At 71.5% G+C, this 16,721-nt stretch carries 14 protein-coding genes; 8 read left to right on the forward strand and 6 right to left on the reverse strand.

Going from position 1 to position 16,721, the window contains the following annotated elements:
- Positions 1 to 24 precede the first annotated feature (24 nt).
- From ACTWQA_RS51110 to ACTWQA_RS51120, 3 genes are all read left to right on the forward strand, one after another.
- Positions 25 to 1,068 carry a hypothetical protein gene (locus ACTWQA_RS51110; protein ID WP_443166074.1) on the forward strand — a complete coding sequence of 348 codons (1,044 nt, stop codon included), beginning with the start codon at positions 25 to 27 and terminating at the stop codon, positions 1,066 to 1,068.
- 11 nt (positions 1,069 to 1,079) lie between these two features.
- Positions 1,080 to 2,117: a UDP-N-acetylmuramate dehydrogenase gene (locus ACTWQA_RS51115; protein ID WP_443166075.1), complete on the forward strand. Its 1,038-nt coding sequence runs from the start codon at positions 1,080 to 1,082 to the stop codon at positions 2,115 to 2,117.
- 227 nt (positions 2,118 to 2,344) lie between these two features.
- A complete protein-coding gene (locus ACTWQA_RS51120) occupies positions 2,345 to 2,911 on the forward strand; it encodes a TMEM165/GDT1 family protein (RefSeq protein ID WP_443166076.1) in 567 nt (188 codons plus the stop codon).
- Between the two features lie 6 nt (positions 2,912 to 2,917).
- Here the strand turns inward: ACTWQA_RS51120 and ACTWQA_RS51125 are convergent, their stop codons facing one another.
- Entirely contained in the window at positions 2,918 to 5,767 is a 2,850-nt protein-coding gene (locus tag ACTWQA_RS51125) for a helix-turn-helix transcriptional regulator (protein ID WP_443166077.1), read from the reverse strand.
- 110 nt (positions 5,768 to 5,877) lie between these two features.
- Positions 5,878 to 6,024, reverse strand: a complete 147-nt coding sequence (locus ACTWQA_RS51130) for a hypothetical protein (protein ID WP_327585990.1) — start codon at positions 6,022 to 6,024, stop codon at positions 5,878 to 5,880.
- Between the two features lie 179 nt (positions 6,025 to 6,203).
- Between ACTWQA_RS51130 and deoC the strand changes: the two genes are divergently transcribed.
- The 3 genes from deoC to ACTWQA_RS51145 all read left to right on the forward strand — a co-directional run bounded on the left by deoC (position 6,204) and on the right by ACTWQA_RS51145 (position 9,580).
- Positions 6,204 to 7,145 carry a deoxyribose-phosphate aldolase gene (gene deoC, locus ACTWQA_RS51135; RefSeq protein ID WP_305915127.1) on the forward strand — a complete coding sequence of 314 codons (942 nt, stop codon included), beginning with the start codon at positions 6,204 to 6,206 and terminating at the stop codon, positions 7,143 to 7,145.
- Positions 7,145 to 8,572: an aldehyde dehydrogenase family protein gene (locus ACTWQA_RS51140; RefSeq protein ID WP_443166078.1), complete on the forward strand. Its 1,428-nt coding sequence runs from the start codon at positions 7,145 to 7,147 to the stop codon at positions 8,570 to 8,572. Before deoC ends, ACTWQA_RS51140 begins: the two co-directional genes overlap by 1 nt.
- Before the next feature lie 162 nt (positions 8,573 to 8,734).
- Positions 8,735 to 9,580, forward strand: a complete 846-nt coding sequence (locus ACTWQA_RS51145) for an aldehyde dehydrogenase family protein (protein WP_443166079.1) — start codon at positions 8,735 to 8,737, stop codon at positions 9,578 to 9,580.
- Positions 9,581 to 9,600: 20 nt separating this feature from the next.
- Here ACTWQA_RS51145 and ACTWQA_RS51150 read toward each other — a convergent pair whose 3' ends face one another.
- From ACTWQA_RS51150 to ACTWQA_RS51160, 3 genes are read right to left on the reverse strand one after another with little or no spacing between them, the layout of a single operon-like run.
- On the reverse strand, positions 9,601 to 11,037 hold the full coding sequence (locus ACTWQA_RS51150) for an amidase (protein WP_443166080.1): 1,437 nt from the start codon (positions 11,035 to 11,037) through the stop codon (positions 9,601 to 9,603).
- Between the two features lie 46 nt (positions 11,038 to 11,083).
- Positions 11,084 to 13,540 carry an ATP-dependent helicase HrpB gene (gene hrpB, locus ACTWQA_RS51155; RefSeq protein WP_443166081.1) on the reverse strand — a complete coding sequence of 819 codons (2,457 nt, stop codon included), beginning with the start codon at positions 13,538 to 13,540 and terminating at the stop codon, positions 11,084 to 11,086.
- Positions 13,527 to 13,850, reverse strand: coding sequence for an ArsR/SmtB family transcription factor (locus ACTWQA_RS51160; RefSeq protein WP_443166082.1), 324 nt, complete (start codon positions 13,848 to 13,850; stop codon positions 13,527 to 13,529). The genes hrpB and ACTWQA_RS51160 overlap by 14 nt, the downstream gene beginning before the upstream one ends.
- 86 nt (positions 13,851 to 13,936) lie before the next feature.
- Here ACTWQA_RS51160 and ACTWQA_RS51165 point away from each other — a divergent pair, with 86 nt between their 5' ends.
- Positions 13,937 to 15,085 carry an MFS transporter gene (locus ACTWQA_RS51165; RefSeq protein WP_443166083.1) on the forward strand — a complete coding sequence of 383 codons (1,149 nt, stop codon included), beginning with the start codon at positions 13,937 to 13,939 and terminating at the stop codon, positions 15,083 to 15,085.
- Here the strand turns inward: ACTWQA_RS51165 and ACTWQA_RS51170 are convergent.
- Positions 15,037 to 15,648, reverse strand: a complete 612-nt coding sequence (locus ACTWQA_RS51170; protein WP_305914832.1) for a TetR/AcrR family transcriptional regulator — start codon at positions 15,646 to 15,648, stop codon at positions 15,037 to 15,039. The two genes, ACTWQA_RS51165 and ACTWQA_RS51170, sit on opposite strands and share 49 nt — an antisense overlap.
- A gap of 73 nt (positions 15,649 to 15,721) precedes the next feature.
- Here ACTWQA_RS51170 and ACTWQA_RS51175 point away from each other — a divergent pair, with 73 nt between their 5' ends.
- Positions 15,722 to 16,687 carry a hypothetical protein gene (locus tag ACTWQA_RS51175; RefSeq protein WP_443166084.1) on the forward strand — a complete coding sequence of 322 codons (966 nt, stop codon included), beginning with the start codon at positions 15,722 to 15,724 and terminating at the stop codon, positions 16,685 to 16,687.
- Positions 16,688 to 16,721 lie beyond the last annotated feature (34 nt).

A 16,721-nucleotide genomic window follows, 5' to 3' on the forward strand; every position in this document is an offset into this window, starting at 1 on the left:
TGGCTCTCGGGTACCCGTGTGCCTATGAGTGAAGCTGCGCGACAGGTATGGCCCACGGTCCGGTCGATCCCCGTCTCCGCCGTGACCGACGCCAAGCAGCCCGGGCGGCTGCGGCCCGCGCGCCTGGAGCAGGTGGCGGGTAGTTCGGGGACCGGACGGGACACCACGGGCGGCGCCGCGACCGGGGTGGGCACGGCCGGGGCCAAGCCGCGGGCGGGCTCGGGCACGCACGCCCGCCCCAGCCCCGCCGCCGAGCTGGGCTTCTCCGGCGACCCGGGCCAGCATGGCGACACGGGCGACCCTGGCGACGCGATGCTGCACGCCCAGCGCACCTGGGACGCCGCACTGGCCACGAACCGCCTCGACGACCTGGGCGTCAACGCCGAGCGGCAGCGCATGGAGATCAAGGACATCACGACCACGGTGGGCCTGCTCGCCGACGGCTGGCCCGCTGATGTGCGTACCTGCGTGCAGTCGGTGATCGACCACACGGACGTGCAGGTGCTCGCGCTCGACCTGGGCAACCTCGACGGCGCCGGTGACGTGCTGGACGACCTGGCCGAGCGCTACCCGCACCGCGTCGCGGTCTGGCACGTGGCCGAGCGGCCGCACTGGCGAGGAGGCACGGCGACCTGGGGCGAGAGCCGGGCCAAACTGCTGCGGCTGGACGAGTCGGACGTACACGTGCTGATGGAGACCTCGCTCGTGCTCCGCGGCGACGCGCTGACCCCGCTGGTCGCGGCCGTCGTGGAAGGGGCGGTGGCCGCCGGGTGGCGGGGTGTGGACCCGTCCGACGGACGTGAGGCCGGCCCGGGCAGGGTGCCGGCGCTGACCGGCGAGCTCATGGCGGTACGCCGATCGGCCGCGCTCGGTGCGCTGCCCGAGGACGCCCACTACGGCCGCCACGCGGACCTGGAGCTGTCGCTCGGCCTGCGGGGGGAGCTGGTCGTGCCTCCGGGGCCGCCGCCGGTGGAGCGGCTCGGCACGCACGACGTCCCGGCCGACTACCAGGAGCGCGAGTCGCGGCGTAACTATGACGGGGTGCTGCGCATGCTGAGCGCCTCATAAGCTAGGTGCCCATGGAAATGCTCGCGCCGTACACCACGCTGCGTCTGGGCGGTCCCGCCCGCGAATTCGCCGAGGCCACCACGGCGGAGCAGCTCGTGTCCCTGATCGCCGAGGCCGACATGACCGCGGTGCCCACGCTGGTGCTCGGTGGAGGCAGCAACGTCGTGGTGGCGGACGCGGGGTTCGACGGGCTCGTCATCAAGGTCGCGACCAGCGGGGTGTCCGTCTCACGTGACGGCGATGAGGTGCTGGTCACGGTCGAAGCGGGCGAGGACTGGGATCCGTTCGTGGCCCGCGCGGTGGCGGAGGGCTGGTCGGGCATCGAGTGCATGTCCGGCATTCCCGGGCTAGTGGGGTCCACGCCCATCCAGAACGTCGGCGCGTACGGGCAGGAGGTCTCCCAGACCGTCAGGTGCGTGCGTGCTTACGATCGCCGCACCCGGCAGGTGGTGGATCTGGAGGCGCGGCAGTGCGGGTTCTCTTACCGTGACAGTGCCTTCAAGCGGGATCTGGCGCGGTATGTGGTGCTGGCGGTGACGTACGTGCTGAAGGTTTCCGAAATGTCAGGACCTGTGGCCTATAAGGAGCTGGCCGGGCTGCTACGGGTCGAGCTCGGCGACCGGGTGCCGCTGGCGCAGGCCCGTGAGGCCGTCCTGGGGTTGCGGCGGGGCAAAGGCATGGTGCTCGATCCGGACGATCCTGACACCCGCAGCGCCGGCTCGTTCTTCACCAATCCGATCCTGACCGCCGAGCAGGCGGCGGAGCTGGCGACCCTGGCGCCCGGCCATCCGCGCTGGGAGATGCCCGACGGCTCGCTCAAGGTGCCCGCCGCGTGGCTGATCGAGCAGGCGGGCTTTCCGAAGGGGTATGAGCGCGGGCCCGTACGGATCTCCACCAAGCACACTCTGGCCCTGACCAACCCCACGGGAGCCGCCACCACCGCCGAGCTGCTCGCGCTGGCGTGTGAGGTGCGGGACGGGGTGCGGGAGAAGTTCGGCGTCACGCTGGTCAACGAGCCGGTGCTGGTCGGCTGCGCCTTGGGGGAATAGGCGTCCCGGCGGGGCTGTTATGGTGTTCTGGAATTGCCGAGGGGGAGTAGTCCCAATCGTGTGATCGACACACTGGCGCGTTCGCGCGCCCGGTCACGCGGGCCTTTCAACGGGCGGACGAGACCTTCGGCCTGGCAGCCGTCTGGATGAAGACGCTGCCGGGCCGAAGTCATGCCCGAAAACTCCCCGGGTGCCTGCTTCCGGCCTGGTGGCGCGGAAGAGGACCGTTGGAAGCGTTCTGGATCAGCCTCGCCGTCATTTTCGTGGCCGAACTCGGTGACAAGAGCCAGCTCATGGCGATGACGTTCGCGACCCGTTTCAAGACCTGGCCCGTGCTCCTGGGCATCACGATCGCCACGACCGTCGTGCACCTGGTGAGCGTGGCCGTCGGGGGCCTCATCGGGGACGCGCTGCCCACGACCGCGATCGCGGTCGTGGCCGGGCTGGCCTTCCTCGGCTTCGCCGGGTGGACGCTGCGCGGTGACGAGCTGACCGAGGAGGAGTCGCGCAAGGCCCAGCGCACTACCAGGAACGCCCTGATCGCGGTGACCGTGGCGTTCTTCCTGAGCGAGCTGGGCGACAAGACGATGCTGGCCACGATCACGCTCGCGACACAGCACGGCTGGGTCGGCACCTGGATCGGCTCGACCGTCGGCATGGTCGCGGCCGACGCCCTGGCCATCCTCGTCGGCCGCCTGCTGGGCAAGCACCTCCCCGAGAAGATCATCCGGTACGGCGCCGCCGCGGCCTTCGCCGTCTTCGGCGTGGCCCTGCTGGTGGAGGCTTTTCTCTAGGAACCCCTACGAGGTCAAGGACAGGCGGTGGGCGGCGGCGGCCGCCTCTCCGCGGGTCGTGACGCCGAGCTTGGCCAGGATGTTCGACACGTGCACGCTGACCGTCTTGACCGAGATGAACAACTCGGCGGCGATGTCCCGGTTGGTTCTACCCTGGGTGACCAGCCGCAGGACCTCCAGCTCACGCGGTGTCAGCAACTCCGACGATTCCTGGGCAGGCGCGCCGCCCACCCGCCGCGACAGCGTCTCGATCTCCTCGACCAGCGGGTTGGCCCGCAGCGCCTGGGCCAGCGGAAGCGCCACCTTCAGCCGGGCGGCCGCCCCCTCGCGGTCGCCGGCCCGCGCGGCGGCCGCGGCCGCCCGGAACAGGGCCTTGGCCTGGTTGTGCGGGCGCTTGAGCCGCTCCCAGCCGGCGGCTGCGGCGTCGAAGTCGCCGATGTAGGACAGCCGGTAGGCATCCACGACAGGACCGATCACCGACAGCTCGGCCGCCACGGCGGCGGCGTGCGCGCGGACCGCCGCGGCCCGTTCGGGCTCGATGGTCTCGACGGCGTCGCAGACGATGCGGAGCAGGGCGAGCAGCCGCCAGCCCAGCATGGCCTTGGACGACTGCTTGGGGAGGGCGAGCACCTGCTCGGCCACGGTCAGCGCGGCGCCGGGCTCACCCCGCAGCAGGTGCCAGCCGATGCGCAGGCGTGCGTTGCTGGTGATGTCCTGGACGAAGTCCTCGGCGCGGTCCTTGAGCACGCCGATCTCGGACAGGAGGCTCTCGACCAGCTGCAGCTCGCCCCTGGCCAGGGCGATGTCGGCGCGCACCCGCAGCAGGGCGTATCGGGTGCGCAGGTTGGGGCCATGGCTCAGTGCGGCTTCGACGAGCTCGATGGCCTCGTCCCAGCGGCCGACCGACTCCAGCGCCTCGGCCCAGTTGTTCTTGATGAACAGGCCGCTGCCGCGCAGCCTGCCGTACTCCTTGGCGATCTTCCAGCCCTGCTCGGACAGGCGTATGGCCTCGTCCGCGCGGCCCAGGTCGATCAGCGCGTCGATGTTGTTGCCGATCGCCCGGGTGATGATGCGGCCGGAGCGCTCCTGGTTCCCGATCTCCATTGCCTGCTCGTTGACCGCGATGGTGGACTCGAGCTCGCCGTTGAGCGAGTGGCCGAGCGCCAGGTTCAGCAGCAGGTCGGCCTCGAGGCACCGGTCGCCGTGCTCCCTGGCCAGGCGCAGGCCGTCGGCGATGATCTCGCTCGCCTCGGCGGTCTCCCCGCGCAGCATGAGGTGCCGACTCAGTGGAGTGAGGACCTCGACCCGGTCGAGGCTGTCCTCGGGGACGAGCCGCAGGGCGTGCCGGAACTCCTCGATGACGCCCATCTGGCCTTTGTTCATCTTGAACCCGGCCCGCCGGACGATCAGCTGTGCCACGCGGCCCGGCTCGCGGGTCTCGTCCAGCTCGGACAGGGCGGCCTTGACGAACTTCATGCCCTTGTCGACCTCGCCGCCGGCCTGCGCGGCCTCGGCGGCCCGCTCCAGCACGGCAGTGTGGTCGGCGCCGATGCGCTCGGCGGCGTCGGGGACCCGATCCCAGAGCATGAGCACGCGTTCGAGCAGGGGCACGGCCTCGGTGTAGGCGAACGCCTTGAAGGACTTCTGCGCCGCCTCCCACGCGGAGATCAGCGCCCAGAGGTCGTTGCGGGCGCCGTACCAGTGATGGGCCAGCTCGACGGGGGCACGGCCCATCGGGACGAGCGTGCGGTCCTTGGAGATCTCCTCGGCGAACCTGGCGTGCAGGCGCTGGTGCTCGCCGGGCAGCAGCTCGTCGTGCACGGCCTCGCGGATGAGCGAGTGCCGGAAGACGTACGCGCGGTTGTCGGCGACCTGCAGGACGTTGCCCGCGATGGCCGGGCGCAGCGCGCTCTCCAGCTCGACGTCGGACAGGCCGCTCACGGCGGCCAGCAGCGCGTGGCCGACCCGGATGCCGCCGGCCGCGGCGATGCGCAGCACCCGCTGGGTCTCTTCGGGCAGCCGCTCGACGGAGTTGAGTATCAGGTCCTGCATGGTCTCGGGGAACGTGCAGTCCTCGCCGCTCTCCAGCATGGCCTCGACGAACAGCGGGATGCCCTCGCTGCGCTCGTAGACGTTCTCGACGCTGCTGTATTCGGGGACCTTGCCGAGGATCCCGGTCATCTGCTGGGCGACCTCGTCGCGCGACAGGCGGGGCAGGTCGAGCCGGTGCACGCCGTTCACCCGGCCCAGCTCGGCCAGCACCGGCCGGAGCGGGTGCTGGCGGTGCAGGTCGTCCGAGCGATAGGTCATGACGATCAGCACCTGCGGAATGTGCAGGTTGCGGCTGAGGAAGGCGATGAGGTCGCGGCTGGAGCGGTCGGCCCAGTGGATGTCCTCGATGACGAGGACCGTCGGGCGGGCGTCGGCCAGACGTTCCAGCAGCGTGAGGAACTGCTCGAAGAGCCGCGCGCGGCCGGTGTCGGTCTCGCCGTCGCCGCTGGGCTCGCCGAACTCGGGCAACAGCCGGGCCAGGTCGCGCTGGGCGCCCTCCGGGAGTAACCCGGCGACCGCGGCGGGGCCCTGCTCCCTGACGAGCTGCCGCAGCGCCGCGGTGAAGGGCGCGTAGGCCAGGCCCTCGGTGGACAACTCCACGCACCCGCCGAACAACACGTGCGCGCCGTCGGCGCCGCAGCGCTCGGTGAAGCGCTGCACCAAACGGGTCTTGCCGACGCCGGCCTCGCCCCCGAGCAGGACGGCTGTCACCTTGCCCTTTTTGGCCTCGTCGAAGCTGTCGGAGAGAGCCCCCAGCTCCTCCTCCCGTCCGACGAAGACGGGACTGACAGAACGTCCCCGCATGTCATCAAGCATGTCATGCCTCACAGACGGTTTTCGACGCATTTAGGGGTTCTACGGAGGCATAGAGGCCCGGCCACGAGGGAGGTAGTGGCCGGGCTCTCGTGGGGCGGTCATGAGGAACGGCGCTTGCCGAAGACTGAGCGGCGCTCGGACTTGTTGCCCCGCTCCGCCTCACGTGCGCGCCGGTGCTCGGCCGCCGCCTTGCGCAGCTCGCTCATGTGGCTCTTCATGAGCTCGTATTCGATCTCGGGATTCATCACTCTGTCTCCTCTTTCGTCTGCTGACATCCTTAAGAGTCGGTCTAAGGCCAGGTACGCCACATCGGGTGGATGCCTTATCTCTGGGCGTAGAAGCAGCTCGGCATACCTAGGACCGGCCGCACGGCGTCCTAAGGTGGTCCGGTTTGGAGGAGGAGGCCCTGGTCGGCGATGCTGTGATGGTGTCAACTTTGACGACTTCGCTCGCGGACGTAGCCGCGTCCGGCGCGACGCTACGGGCATTCCTGCACGGCCTGCCCGGCGTCGACCGGGTCGGCGCAGACCAGCGGGCGGCCATGCTCGGCACCCGATCGATCAAGACAACCGCCAAAGCCAAGGCCATTGACCTGGCCATTTCCATGGTCGACCTGACCACTCTCGAGGGCGCGGACACGGCAGGCAAGGTGCGCGCGATGTGCATCAAGGCCGTGCGCCCCGGCGGCGACGCCCCTAAGGTGGCGGCCGTCTGCGTTTATCCCGACCTGGTCGCCGTGGCCGCCGAGACGCTGCGCGGGTCGGGGGTGAAGGTGGCCTCGGTGGCGACCGCGTTCCCCAGCGGGCGCTCGTCGCTGGAGGTCAAGGTGAGCGACACGGCGCTGGCCGTCGCCGCGGGCGCCGACGAGATCGACATGGTGATCGATCGCGGGGCGTTCCTGTCCGGCGACTACCTGAAGGTCTTCGAGGAGATCGTCGCGGTCAAGGCCGCGTGCGGCGCGGCGCACCTGAAGGTGATCCTGGAGACCGGCGAGCTGGCGACCTACGACAACGTGCGGCGGGCGTCGTGGCTGGCGATGCTGGCGGGCGCCGACTTCATCAAGACCTCCACGGGCAAGGTGTCCCCCGCGGCCACGCCGCCCGTCACGCTGATCATGCTCGAGGCGGTGCGCGACTTCCGCGACGCGACGGGCCGTCAGGTGGGGGTCAAGCCCGCGGGCGGCATCCGCACCACCAAGGACGCGATCAAAAACCTGGTGCTGGTCAACGAGACGGCCGGCGACGACTGGCTGACGCCCGACTGGTTCAGGCTGGGCGCCTCGTCGCTGCTCAACGACCTGCTGATGCAGCGCCAGAAGCTGGCCACCGGGCGATACGCCGGTCCCGACTACTTCACCCTGGACTGATGATGGCGATCTTCGAGTACGCACCCGCGCCCGAGTCGCGCGACGTCGTCGACATCAAGCCGGCGTACGGACTGTTCATCAACGGCGAGTTCGTGGACGGCTCGGGCCCCACGTTCAAGACGATCAACCCGGCGACCGAGGAGAAGCTGGCCGAGATCGCCACCGCCACGTCCGACGACGTGGACCGGGCCGTGCAGGCGGCGCGTAAGGCGTTCGGGGTCTGGAGCGCGCTGCCCGGCGCCGAGCGGGCGAAATACCTGTTCCGCATCGCGCGCATCATCCAGGAGCGGGCCCGCGAGCTCGCGGTGCTGGAGTCGCTGGACAACGGCAAGCCGATCCGCGAGTCGCGCGACGTCGACCTGCCGCTGGTCGCGGCGCACTTCTTCTACTACGCGGGCTGGGCGGACAAGCTGGAATACGCCGGGTTCGGAAGGAAGCCGCTGGGCGTGGCCGGGCAGGTCATTCCGTGGAACTTCCCCCTGCTCATGCTGGCCTGGAAGATCGCGCCCGCGCTGGCCTGCGGCAACACGGTCGTGCTCAAGCCGGCCGAGACCACGCCGCTGACCGCGTTGTTGTTCGCCGACATCTGCCGGCAGGCCGACCTGCCGCCGGGCGTGGTCAACATCGTGACCGGCGCGGGCGAGACCGGCGCAGCCGTGGTCGCGCACCCCGACGTCAACAAGGTGGCCTTCACCGGCTCCACCGAGGTCGGCCGGATCATCGCGCGCGCGGTGGCGGGCACCGACAAGAAGCTGACGCTGGAGCTGGGCGGCAAGGCCGCGAACATCGTGTTCGAGGACGCCGCCCTCGACCAGGCGGTCGAGGGCATCGTCAACGGCATCTTCTTCAACCAGGGACATGTGTGCTGCGCGGGCTCGCGGCTGCTGGTGCAGGAGTCGATCCAGGACGAGCTGCTCGACGCACTCAAGCGCAGGCTCGGCACGCTGCGGGTCGGGGACCCGCTGGACAAGAACACCGACGTCGGCGCCATCAACTCCGCCGACCAGCTCGCCAAGATCCGTGAGCTGTCCGAGATCGGCGAGTCGGAGGGGGCGCTTCGCTGGTCGCCCGCCTGCGAGCTGCCGGACAAGGGTTTCTGGTTCCCGCCGACGATCTTCACCGGCGTGGCGCAGTCGCACACGATCGCCAGGGACGAGATCTTCGGCCCGGTGCTCTCCGTGCTGACCTTCCGTACCCCTGCCGAGGCCGTCGAGAAGGCCAACAACACCCCCTATGGGCTGTCCGCGGGCATCTGGACTGAGAAGGGCTCGCGCATCCTGTGGATGGCGGACAAGCTCAGGGCCGGTGTGGTCTGGGCCAACACGTTCAACAAGTTCGACCCCGCCTCTCCCTTCGGCGGCTACAAGGAGTCCGGGTATGGCCGCGAGGGCGGCTTGCTCGGCTTGGAGGCCTACCTTGACGTGTGAGCATCGCCGCTTCGGGCGTAGGAAACGGCGTGCGCAGGCCACCCGGGGCCACGCTTTCGCGCGGGCCGGTCGTCCGGTACGCACTGGCTGGTACGCCCACCGCTGCGGCGTGAGCCGGTGCGGCCAGGTCTTCGTCCCCGTCCATACCTCGCAGGAGGGTCGATGAGCCGGCTGTCCGTCAGAAAGACCTACAAGCTGTACATCGGCGGGGCGTTCCCGCGCTCTGAGAGTGGGAGGTCCTACCCCGTGACCTCGCCCAAGGGCGAATTCCTCGCCAACGCCTCGCATGCCTCGCGCAAGGACGCCCGCGACGCCGTGGTGGCGGCGCGCAAGGCGTTCCCCGGCTGGTCGGGCGCGACCCCCTACAGCCGGGGGCAGATCCTCTATCGCGTCGCCGAGATGCTGGAGGGGCGGCGCGCCCAGTTCGCCGAGGAGGTGGGCGGCGGTAAGAGGGCGGCCCTGGAGGCGGTGGACGCGGCGGTGGACGGGCTCGTCTGGTACGCCGGGTGGTCCGACAAGATCGCCTCGGTGCACGGGGCGGCCAACCCGGTCGCGGGCCCCTACTTCAACCTGTCCTCACCCGAGCCGACCGGGGTGGTCGCGATCGTCGCGCCGGCCGACCCGCTGCTCGGGCTGGTGTCGGTGGTCGCGCCGGTGATCGTCACCGGCAACACCTGCGTGGTCGTGGCCTCCGAGCCGTCTCCGCTCGCCTCGATCACCCTGGCCGAGGTCATGGCCACGTCCGACCTGCCCGGCGGTGTCGTCAACGTGCTCACCGGCAAGCAGGCCGAGCTCGCGCCCTGGCTGGCGGGCCACATGGACGTCAACGGGCTCGACCTGACCGGGGTGGCGGACGCCGATCTGGCGCTGCGCTGCGAGCAGGCGGCTGCGGACAACCTCAAGCGGGTCCTGCGGCCCGCCCAGGAGGACTGGACGGCCGACCCGGGGATCGGGCGGATGACCCGGTTCCTGGAGACCAAGACCGTCTGGCACCCGGTCGGGATCTGAGCCGTTCACCCCCCGGGCGGTCAGTGGTAGCCGCGTGGCCGCACCGGGGGGTGGGCGGACTGGAGCTGGGCGGCCAGGCCGAGCAGGTGCGGCTCGCCGCCGGGCGGGGCGATGAGCTGCACGCCGATCGGCAGGCCGCTGGAGTGGGTGGCGATGGGCACGCTGATCGCGGGCCAGCCGCACATGTTCCAGGCGCCCGTGGCGGGGGCGAACCTGAGGTTCGCCAGCACGTTGCGAACCAGCCCGCGCTCGCCCCAGCGGTCCGCCCTGGGCGGGATGGTGCCCAGCACGGGCGTGATCAGCACGTCCGCGTCGCCGAACCACTGATCGGCCCCATAGGCGCTCCAGCGCTCACGTCCGCGTACGCCGTTCAGCTTGAGCCGGCCCAGCACCCGGCCGGCGCGGGCCAGCGCCCGGGTGCGCCGCTCCACACTCCGGCTGTCCAGGTCGTCCGCCGCCGTCGCGGCCTGGCCGAGCCAGGTGGCGACCGCGGCCGGGCCCAGCCAGGCAGGCAGCCGGTGGCCGTGCTCGACCACCGTGTGCCCGGCCACCCGCAACGTCTCCGCCGCCGCGCGCACCGCCGCCTGGAACTCCTTGTCCATGGGCAGGCCGATCGGCAGCGGCTGAGGCGCGTACGCCACCCGCAGGTCGAACAGCTCCTGGCTGTCCGGTGGCGGCGGCTCCCACACCTCCTCGTCGTCCGCCCAGACCGAGCGCAGCATGGGCGGGCGTGGATCCACCCGGCGGCCGCCACGCCATGCCTCGGCCAGCGACGGGTCGGCGGCCAGCACGGACAGCGCGAGCGACAGGTCGGACGCGGTCGTGGCCAGCGGGCCGTTCTCCGTCAGCCGATCCCAGTCGTTGGCCGGCGGGGGCACGACACCGGCGCCCGGCTTGATGGCCAGCACGCCGCAGGCCGCCGCCGGGATGCGCAGCGAGCCCATGCCGTCGTTGCCGAGCGCGATCGGCACCATGCCCGCCGCCACGGCCGCCGCACTGCCCGAGGACGAGCCGCCGGTCGTGCGGGTCCGGTCCCAGGGGTTGCGCACGATGCCGTACGCGCTGTCGCCGAACGCCACGAGCCCCAGCTCGGGCAGGTTGGTCAGGCCGACGACCACCGCGCCTGCCGCGCGCAGCCGCGCGACCGTCGCGTGGTCCGCCCGCGCGGGCACGTCCGCGGTGCCGGCGGAGCCGCCGCGGGTGGCCTCGCCCGCCACCTCCAGGTTGTCCTTCACCGCGACGGGAACGCCGGCCAGCGGCAACTGCGCCAGGTCGGGACGTTTCTGCACGGCCTGCGCCTCCTCCACGGCCTGCTCCCTGACCAGCCGGAAGGCTCCCACCTCGGGGTCCCGTGCGGAGATGACGTGCAGATGCTCCTCGACGACCGTCGTGGCCGAGACCTCGCCGCGCCGGACGGCCGTCGCGATCTCGGTGGCGGTCCTGCCTGCCCACAACATGTCTAGAGTGTGCAGCTTTTCCCACCTGGTGGCGAGAGTGGGATGGTCATCTGCGGGTCCGGTTCGTGGGGACGGCCGTCAGCGGGTCCTCCGGCCAGGGGTGCTTGGGGTAGCGGCCGCGGAGTTCGGCGCGTACGGAACGGTAGGCGTCCCGCCAAAACGACGCCAGGTCCGCGGTGACCGCCACCGGCCGGCCCGCGGGGGAGAGCAGATGCACCAGGACCGGCACGCCCGCGATCTCCGGCGTCTCCTGCCAGCCGAACAGCTCCTGCAGCTTCACCGCCAGCACCGGCTGCTCGCCCGAGTAGTCCACACGGATGTGGGAGCCGCTGGGCACCTCGATGCGCTCGGGGGCGACCTTCTCCAGGCGTTCGCTCCACGGGATCAGACGTTTGAGCGCCTGGGCGACGTCGAGGCGTTCCAGGTCGGCGCGGCGGCGGGCTCTCGACAGCTCGGGTTCCAGCCATTGGTCCGCCAGGTCGATGAGCGTGTCCATCGAGGGCCACGGGGGGCCGATCGCGCGGTGGCAGAAGGCCAGGCGGTCCCTGAGGTCCTTGACCTGTTTCGTCCAGGTCAGGACGTCCTCGGTGCGGAGGCCGTACAGGATGGCCTCGCGGACGTCGGCGTCCTTGAGCGGGGTCGAGGACAGCTCGATGGCGCCCATGCGCTCGACCCTGCGGGCGGAGACGTCGCCGCGACGCTCGCCCGGCGGGACCCGCCACTCGACTTCGTCTTCTGTCGTGGTGGGGTGCGCCAGCCTGGCGATGTCCTCATCGATCGCGACCGCCTGCCTGATGCGGGCCGAGGCGGACCCGGTGGGGCGGTCGGCGACCGCGATGGCCAGCCATTCGGCGGTCTGCAGCCGGGAGCCGTCGGGCAGCTGGGCCCGGGTGCCGGACGCCATGAGATAGCCGCCGCCACGCCGCCGCGCCACCCGCTCGGGAAACGCCAGCGCCACGGCCATCCCGGCCAGCACGTCCTGTGTGGTCGCGCCGCCTGCCTCGCGCGCCGGTGGTTCCAGACCACCGGGCTGGCACGTCGAGGGCGCCGGGGTGGCAGGCGGATCCGGGTTGCGGGCCTGGGTGGCCGCTCTGCGGAGACGCTGAGCCTCCCGGCGCCAGCGTGCGGCGAAGCCGGATCTGCCACGGAGAGCCGTGCGCCAGACCTCCACCAGGTCGTCCCCCGCGTCGCGCGGCAACTGCTCGGACAGCAGCGCCACCACCTCGGCGGCGCGCGGCCCCAGATCCAACAGCGCCCTGGCCAGGCGCGGGTGCACGCCTGCGAGCGCCATCCGCCGCCCACGCTCCGTCACCCTGGCATCCGGCCCGAGGGCGCCGAGCTCGGCCAGCGTGCGGGTCGCGGCGGACATCCCGGCCGGTGGCGGCGGGTCCAGGAGCGCCAGGCCGGAGGCGTCCGGATCACCCCAGCAGGCCGCCTGCAACGCGAACCCGGTCAGGTCCGCGAGCACGATCTCGGGGCGCGGATGGTCGGCCAGGCGCTCGTGGTCGGCGGCGGTCCAGCACCGATACACCGTGCCGGGCGCCTCCCTGCCCGCACGCCCCGCCCGCTGGCCGGTGGCCGCCTTGGAGACCCTGACCGTGGTGAGCGACCCCAGACCCCGGGCATGGTCCGTACGCGGCTCGCGCGCCAGCCCCGAGTCCACGACCACCCGGACGCCGGGAACGGTCAGGCTCGACTCGGCGACGGAGGTGGCCAGGACCACCCGGCGCGCCCGCCCCGCCGACAGGACGGCGTCCTGGACGTGGGCCGGGGCCTGGCCGTGCACCTGCAGGACCTCCGGGACGTCGGAGAGTGCCGCCGCCACCTTGGCGATCTCGCCCACCCCGGGGAGGAAGCACAGCACGTCGCCGTCGCGTTCGGCCCAAGCGCGGCGGACCACGGAAGCCACGTGGGACAGGAACGCGGGGTCCACGCGCAGGCCGTGTGGCGGGGCGACCGGGCGCGGGGAGGGGGCCCACACCGTCTCGACCGGATACGCGGTCCCGGTGGCCGTCACGACCGGGCCGCCGAGCAGGCGGGACCAGGGCGCGGCGTCGGCGGTGGCGGAGGTGGCGATGAGGCGCAGGTCGGGGCGGAGCGTGTCGCGCACGTCCAGCAGGAACGCCAATGCCGTGTCCGCGTCCAGGTGCCGCTCGTGGCACTCGTCCAGCATGACCGCGTCGACCCCGGCCAGTTCCTGGTCCCGCAGGAGCCGCTGGAGCAGCACGCCGGTCGTGACCACCTCGACCATGGGGTTCGCGCCCGTGTGGCGCTCACCGCGGATCGTGTAGCTCACGCCCATCCGCCGGGCCGCCGCGCGTACGGCCAGCCGCCGCGGCTCGGCCACCAGCACCCGCATCCCCGCCTCGGCCAGCGCCAGGGGCACCACCGTCGTCTTGCCCGTGCCGGGCGGTGCGGTCAGCACGGCGGTGCCGTGCCGCTCGAGCACGGCGAGCAGCTCGGGCAGGACGTGGTGGATGGGCAGCGGGTCAGAAGCGGACATGGGATGTGGTCGCGGCCAGGATCGAGTCGAGCAGGCCGGGGAAGCGGGACTCCAGGTCGTCGCGGCGCAGGCTCATGAACTTGAGCCTGCCTTCCTGCTTGGTGAGCACCACGCCAGCCTCGCGCAGGGTCCGGTAATGGTGTGAGGCCGTCGACTTGTGCACGCCGAGGTCGTCGCCGGCGACGGTGCAGTTCAACTCGCCCGCCACGGACAACCGGACGACGATCTCGAGCCGGACCGGGTCGGCCAGCGCCCGCAGGACCTCGGTGAGCTCGATGTCCTCGGTGGCGGGATGCGGGAGCAGACGCATGGGTGAACCCTACCTCTGTCTTATGGTTTGACAACTATCCAACTATAAGACAGTTTGATGGGCATCCAACATTTGCTGGAGGCTTCATGAGTGCGCGGCTCTTTCCGCTGGCTGTCGGAAATTTCGCGATCGGTACTGGCATATTCGTGACCGCCGGGCTCTTAGCGCCCATCTCGGCGGATCTGGCGGTTTCACCGTCGGCGGCGGGGCAGTTGATGACGGTCTTCGCGCTGGCGTACGCGGTGTTGTCGCCCCCGCTCGCCGCCCTGACCGCCCGCATGCCGCGCAAGAGGTTGTTGCTCCTGGCCCTGAGCGTCTTCGTGCTGGGCAACGTGCTGACCGCGTTCGCCGCGACGTACCCGCTGGTCCTGGCCACCCGGGTGATCGCCGCCGCCGGGGCGGCCATGTTCACGCCGACCGCGTCGGGCGTGGCCAACGCGCTGACCGCGCCGGAGCGCCGCGGCCGCGCGCTCGCGCTGGTCATGGGCGGATTGAGTGTTTCGTCGGCGATCGGGGTGCCGCTCGGCACCTGGCTGGGCTCGGCCGCCGGCTGGCGGGCCACGCTCTGGCTCGTGGTGGGACTCGGGGTGGTCGGGCTCGCCTGGGTGGCGGCCGTGGTGCCCGAGCTCAGGATTCCGGCGTCGGGGCGGCTGAAGGAGCGTTTCACGCCGCTGGGGGACCGGCGGGTGTTGGCGGTGCTGGTCACGCAGTTGCTGATGTTCGCGGCCGCGTTCACCGCGTACACCTACATCGGGTCGCTGTTCGACCTGCCGCTGCCCGCGGTGTTGTGGGCATGGGGGCTGGGCGGTGTCGTGGGCAACCAACTGGGTGGACGCCTCACCGACGCGTACGGCCCACGTAAGATGATCATGGTGGGCCTGGCCGCGTCCACCGTGTTCATGGCCCTCATCCCCGTCGCGAACCTCGCGCTGCCGATCGCGCTCGGCTGGGCGTTCCTGTGGGGCGCGCTCGGCTGGCTGGTGGTGCCCGCCCAGCAGTTCAGGACCGTCGCCGCGGTTCCCGACAACGTGCCGATCGGGCTCGGGCTGCTGTCGTCCGCGCAGTACCTCGGGCTGTTCATGGCCGGTCTCGCCGGCGGCGCGGCGCTCGACTGGTACGGCAGGACGGGCGTGATCGTGCTGGCCGCCGCGTTCGGCCTGGTGACGCTGCTGTTCACGATGGCCACCTACCGCGAGACGGCGATCTCCTCCAGGGAGAGCGCACCCGTCAGATAACGCTGGAGGGTCGGTGCGACGGCGGCCGCGACCACGTCGGCGGGCAGCGACGCCAGCGGCTCCACCTTGAGGACGTAGCGGAGCATCGCGATGCCGACCAGTTGCGAGGCCGCCAGCAGTGCCCGGACCTCGGCGTGGTCGCTCGACAGCCGCCGGGCGATGGGGCCGAGCAACTCCTGGCGCATCAGGTGCTTCAGCAGGTCGGCCGCCGCCGAGGTGGCGGTGGCCGCCTGCAACACGGCCGACATCCTCGGCCCGTGCGCCGGATCCTCCCAGAGCTCCACATATCTCCTGGAGAGCCGCTCGGCGAGGTGCTCCTCGTCGCCGTCGAGGGCCTCCATCATCAGCGCGACCGGCATGCTGCCGTTGATCGCCGCTTCGAACAATCCGTCCTTGGTGCCGAAGAAGTGCATCACGAGCGCCGGGTCGACGCCTGCCTCCCGTGCCACGCCCCTGATCGTGGTGTCGCGATAGCCCTTGGCGAGGAAGGCGGCGATCGCGGCCTCCAGGATCTCGTCCCTCGTCTGCGGGTTCCCCGGTCGTCTGCCCCGTTCATCGGCCATGGGGCTATTCAACCACGTGGAATTCATCTACCGTAGAATTCAACATCGATGAAGTCATCAGGTGGTGAAAAAGATGGGAAAGATCATCGGCCTCGTGGTCGGGGTCACCCTGCTGGGGATGCTCTTCGCGGGATCGTTCCTCGGCGCGTTCCACCAGCCGGAGCCGCACGGCGTGCCCGTCGCGGTCGTCGCCCCCGGCGAGCAGGTCGCACAGCTCCAGGCGGGCATCGACCAGCGCAAGGAGGGGGCCTTCGCGCTGAGCGAGTACACCACGGCCGACGTCGCGCGGGCCGCGCTGCTCGACAGGGAGGTGGACGCGGTGCTCGTGCCGCAGGAGGGCAAGCTGATCGTGGCCAGCGCGGGCGGACGCACCGGCGCCACGATCATCACCTCCGCCTTCCAGGCGGCGGCCCAGGCCCAGGGGCGCCCGTTGCAGGTGGAGGACGCGGCACCCCTGCCGCCCGGCGACTCCGGCGGCATCTCCGGCATGTTCTACGTGCTCGCGCTGGTCCTGCCGGGCATCGCGCTGGCCGTGCTGATGTTCCAGGTCGCGCCCGGGCTCGGTCTCGGCGGGCGGCTCGGCGTGCTGGCAGCCGGCTCGCTGGTCGCGGGCGCGGGCAACGCGTGGCTCGCCGACGCGGTGTTCGGGGCACTGCCGGGTCGGTTCGGCTGGCTGGTGCTGGTGTCGTGGGGCATCTCGCTGGCGATCGGGCTCGTGGTCGCGGGCCTGCGCAAGCTCCTCGGCGTGCCCGGGGTGGGGGTGGCGGCGCTGCTGTTCATCCCGATCGGGTTGCCGGCCAGCGGCGGGCCGCTCGGGGCGCGGTACATCCCGGAGTGGTACGCCGCCGTCGGGCAGATCCTCCCGCTCGGACCGGCCGCCGAGGCGGTGCGCAACACGGTCTTCTTCGACGGCGCGGCCCTGTGGACGCCAGTGGGCGTCCTGGCCCTGTGGGGCCTGCTGGGCCTGGTGCTGCTCGCCCTGCCGGGCCGCCGCCCCCAGCCCAGTGTCGTCCTCCCGCGCACGCCCGTTGCGGCGTGACGCACCGGCGCGGGGGGGAACGGAAGAAAGGGGG

The organism is Nonomuraea sp. 10N515B, from assembly GCF_052245915.1.
Taxonomy (GTDB): Bacteria; Actinomycetota; Actinomycetes; order Streptosporangiales; family Streptosporangiaceae; genus Nonomuraea.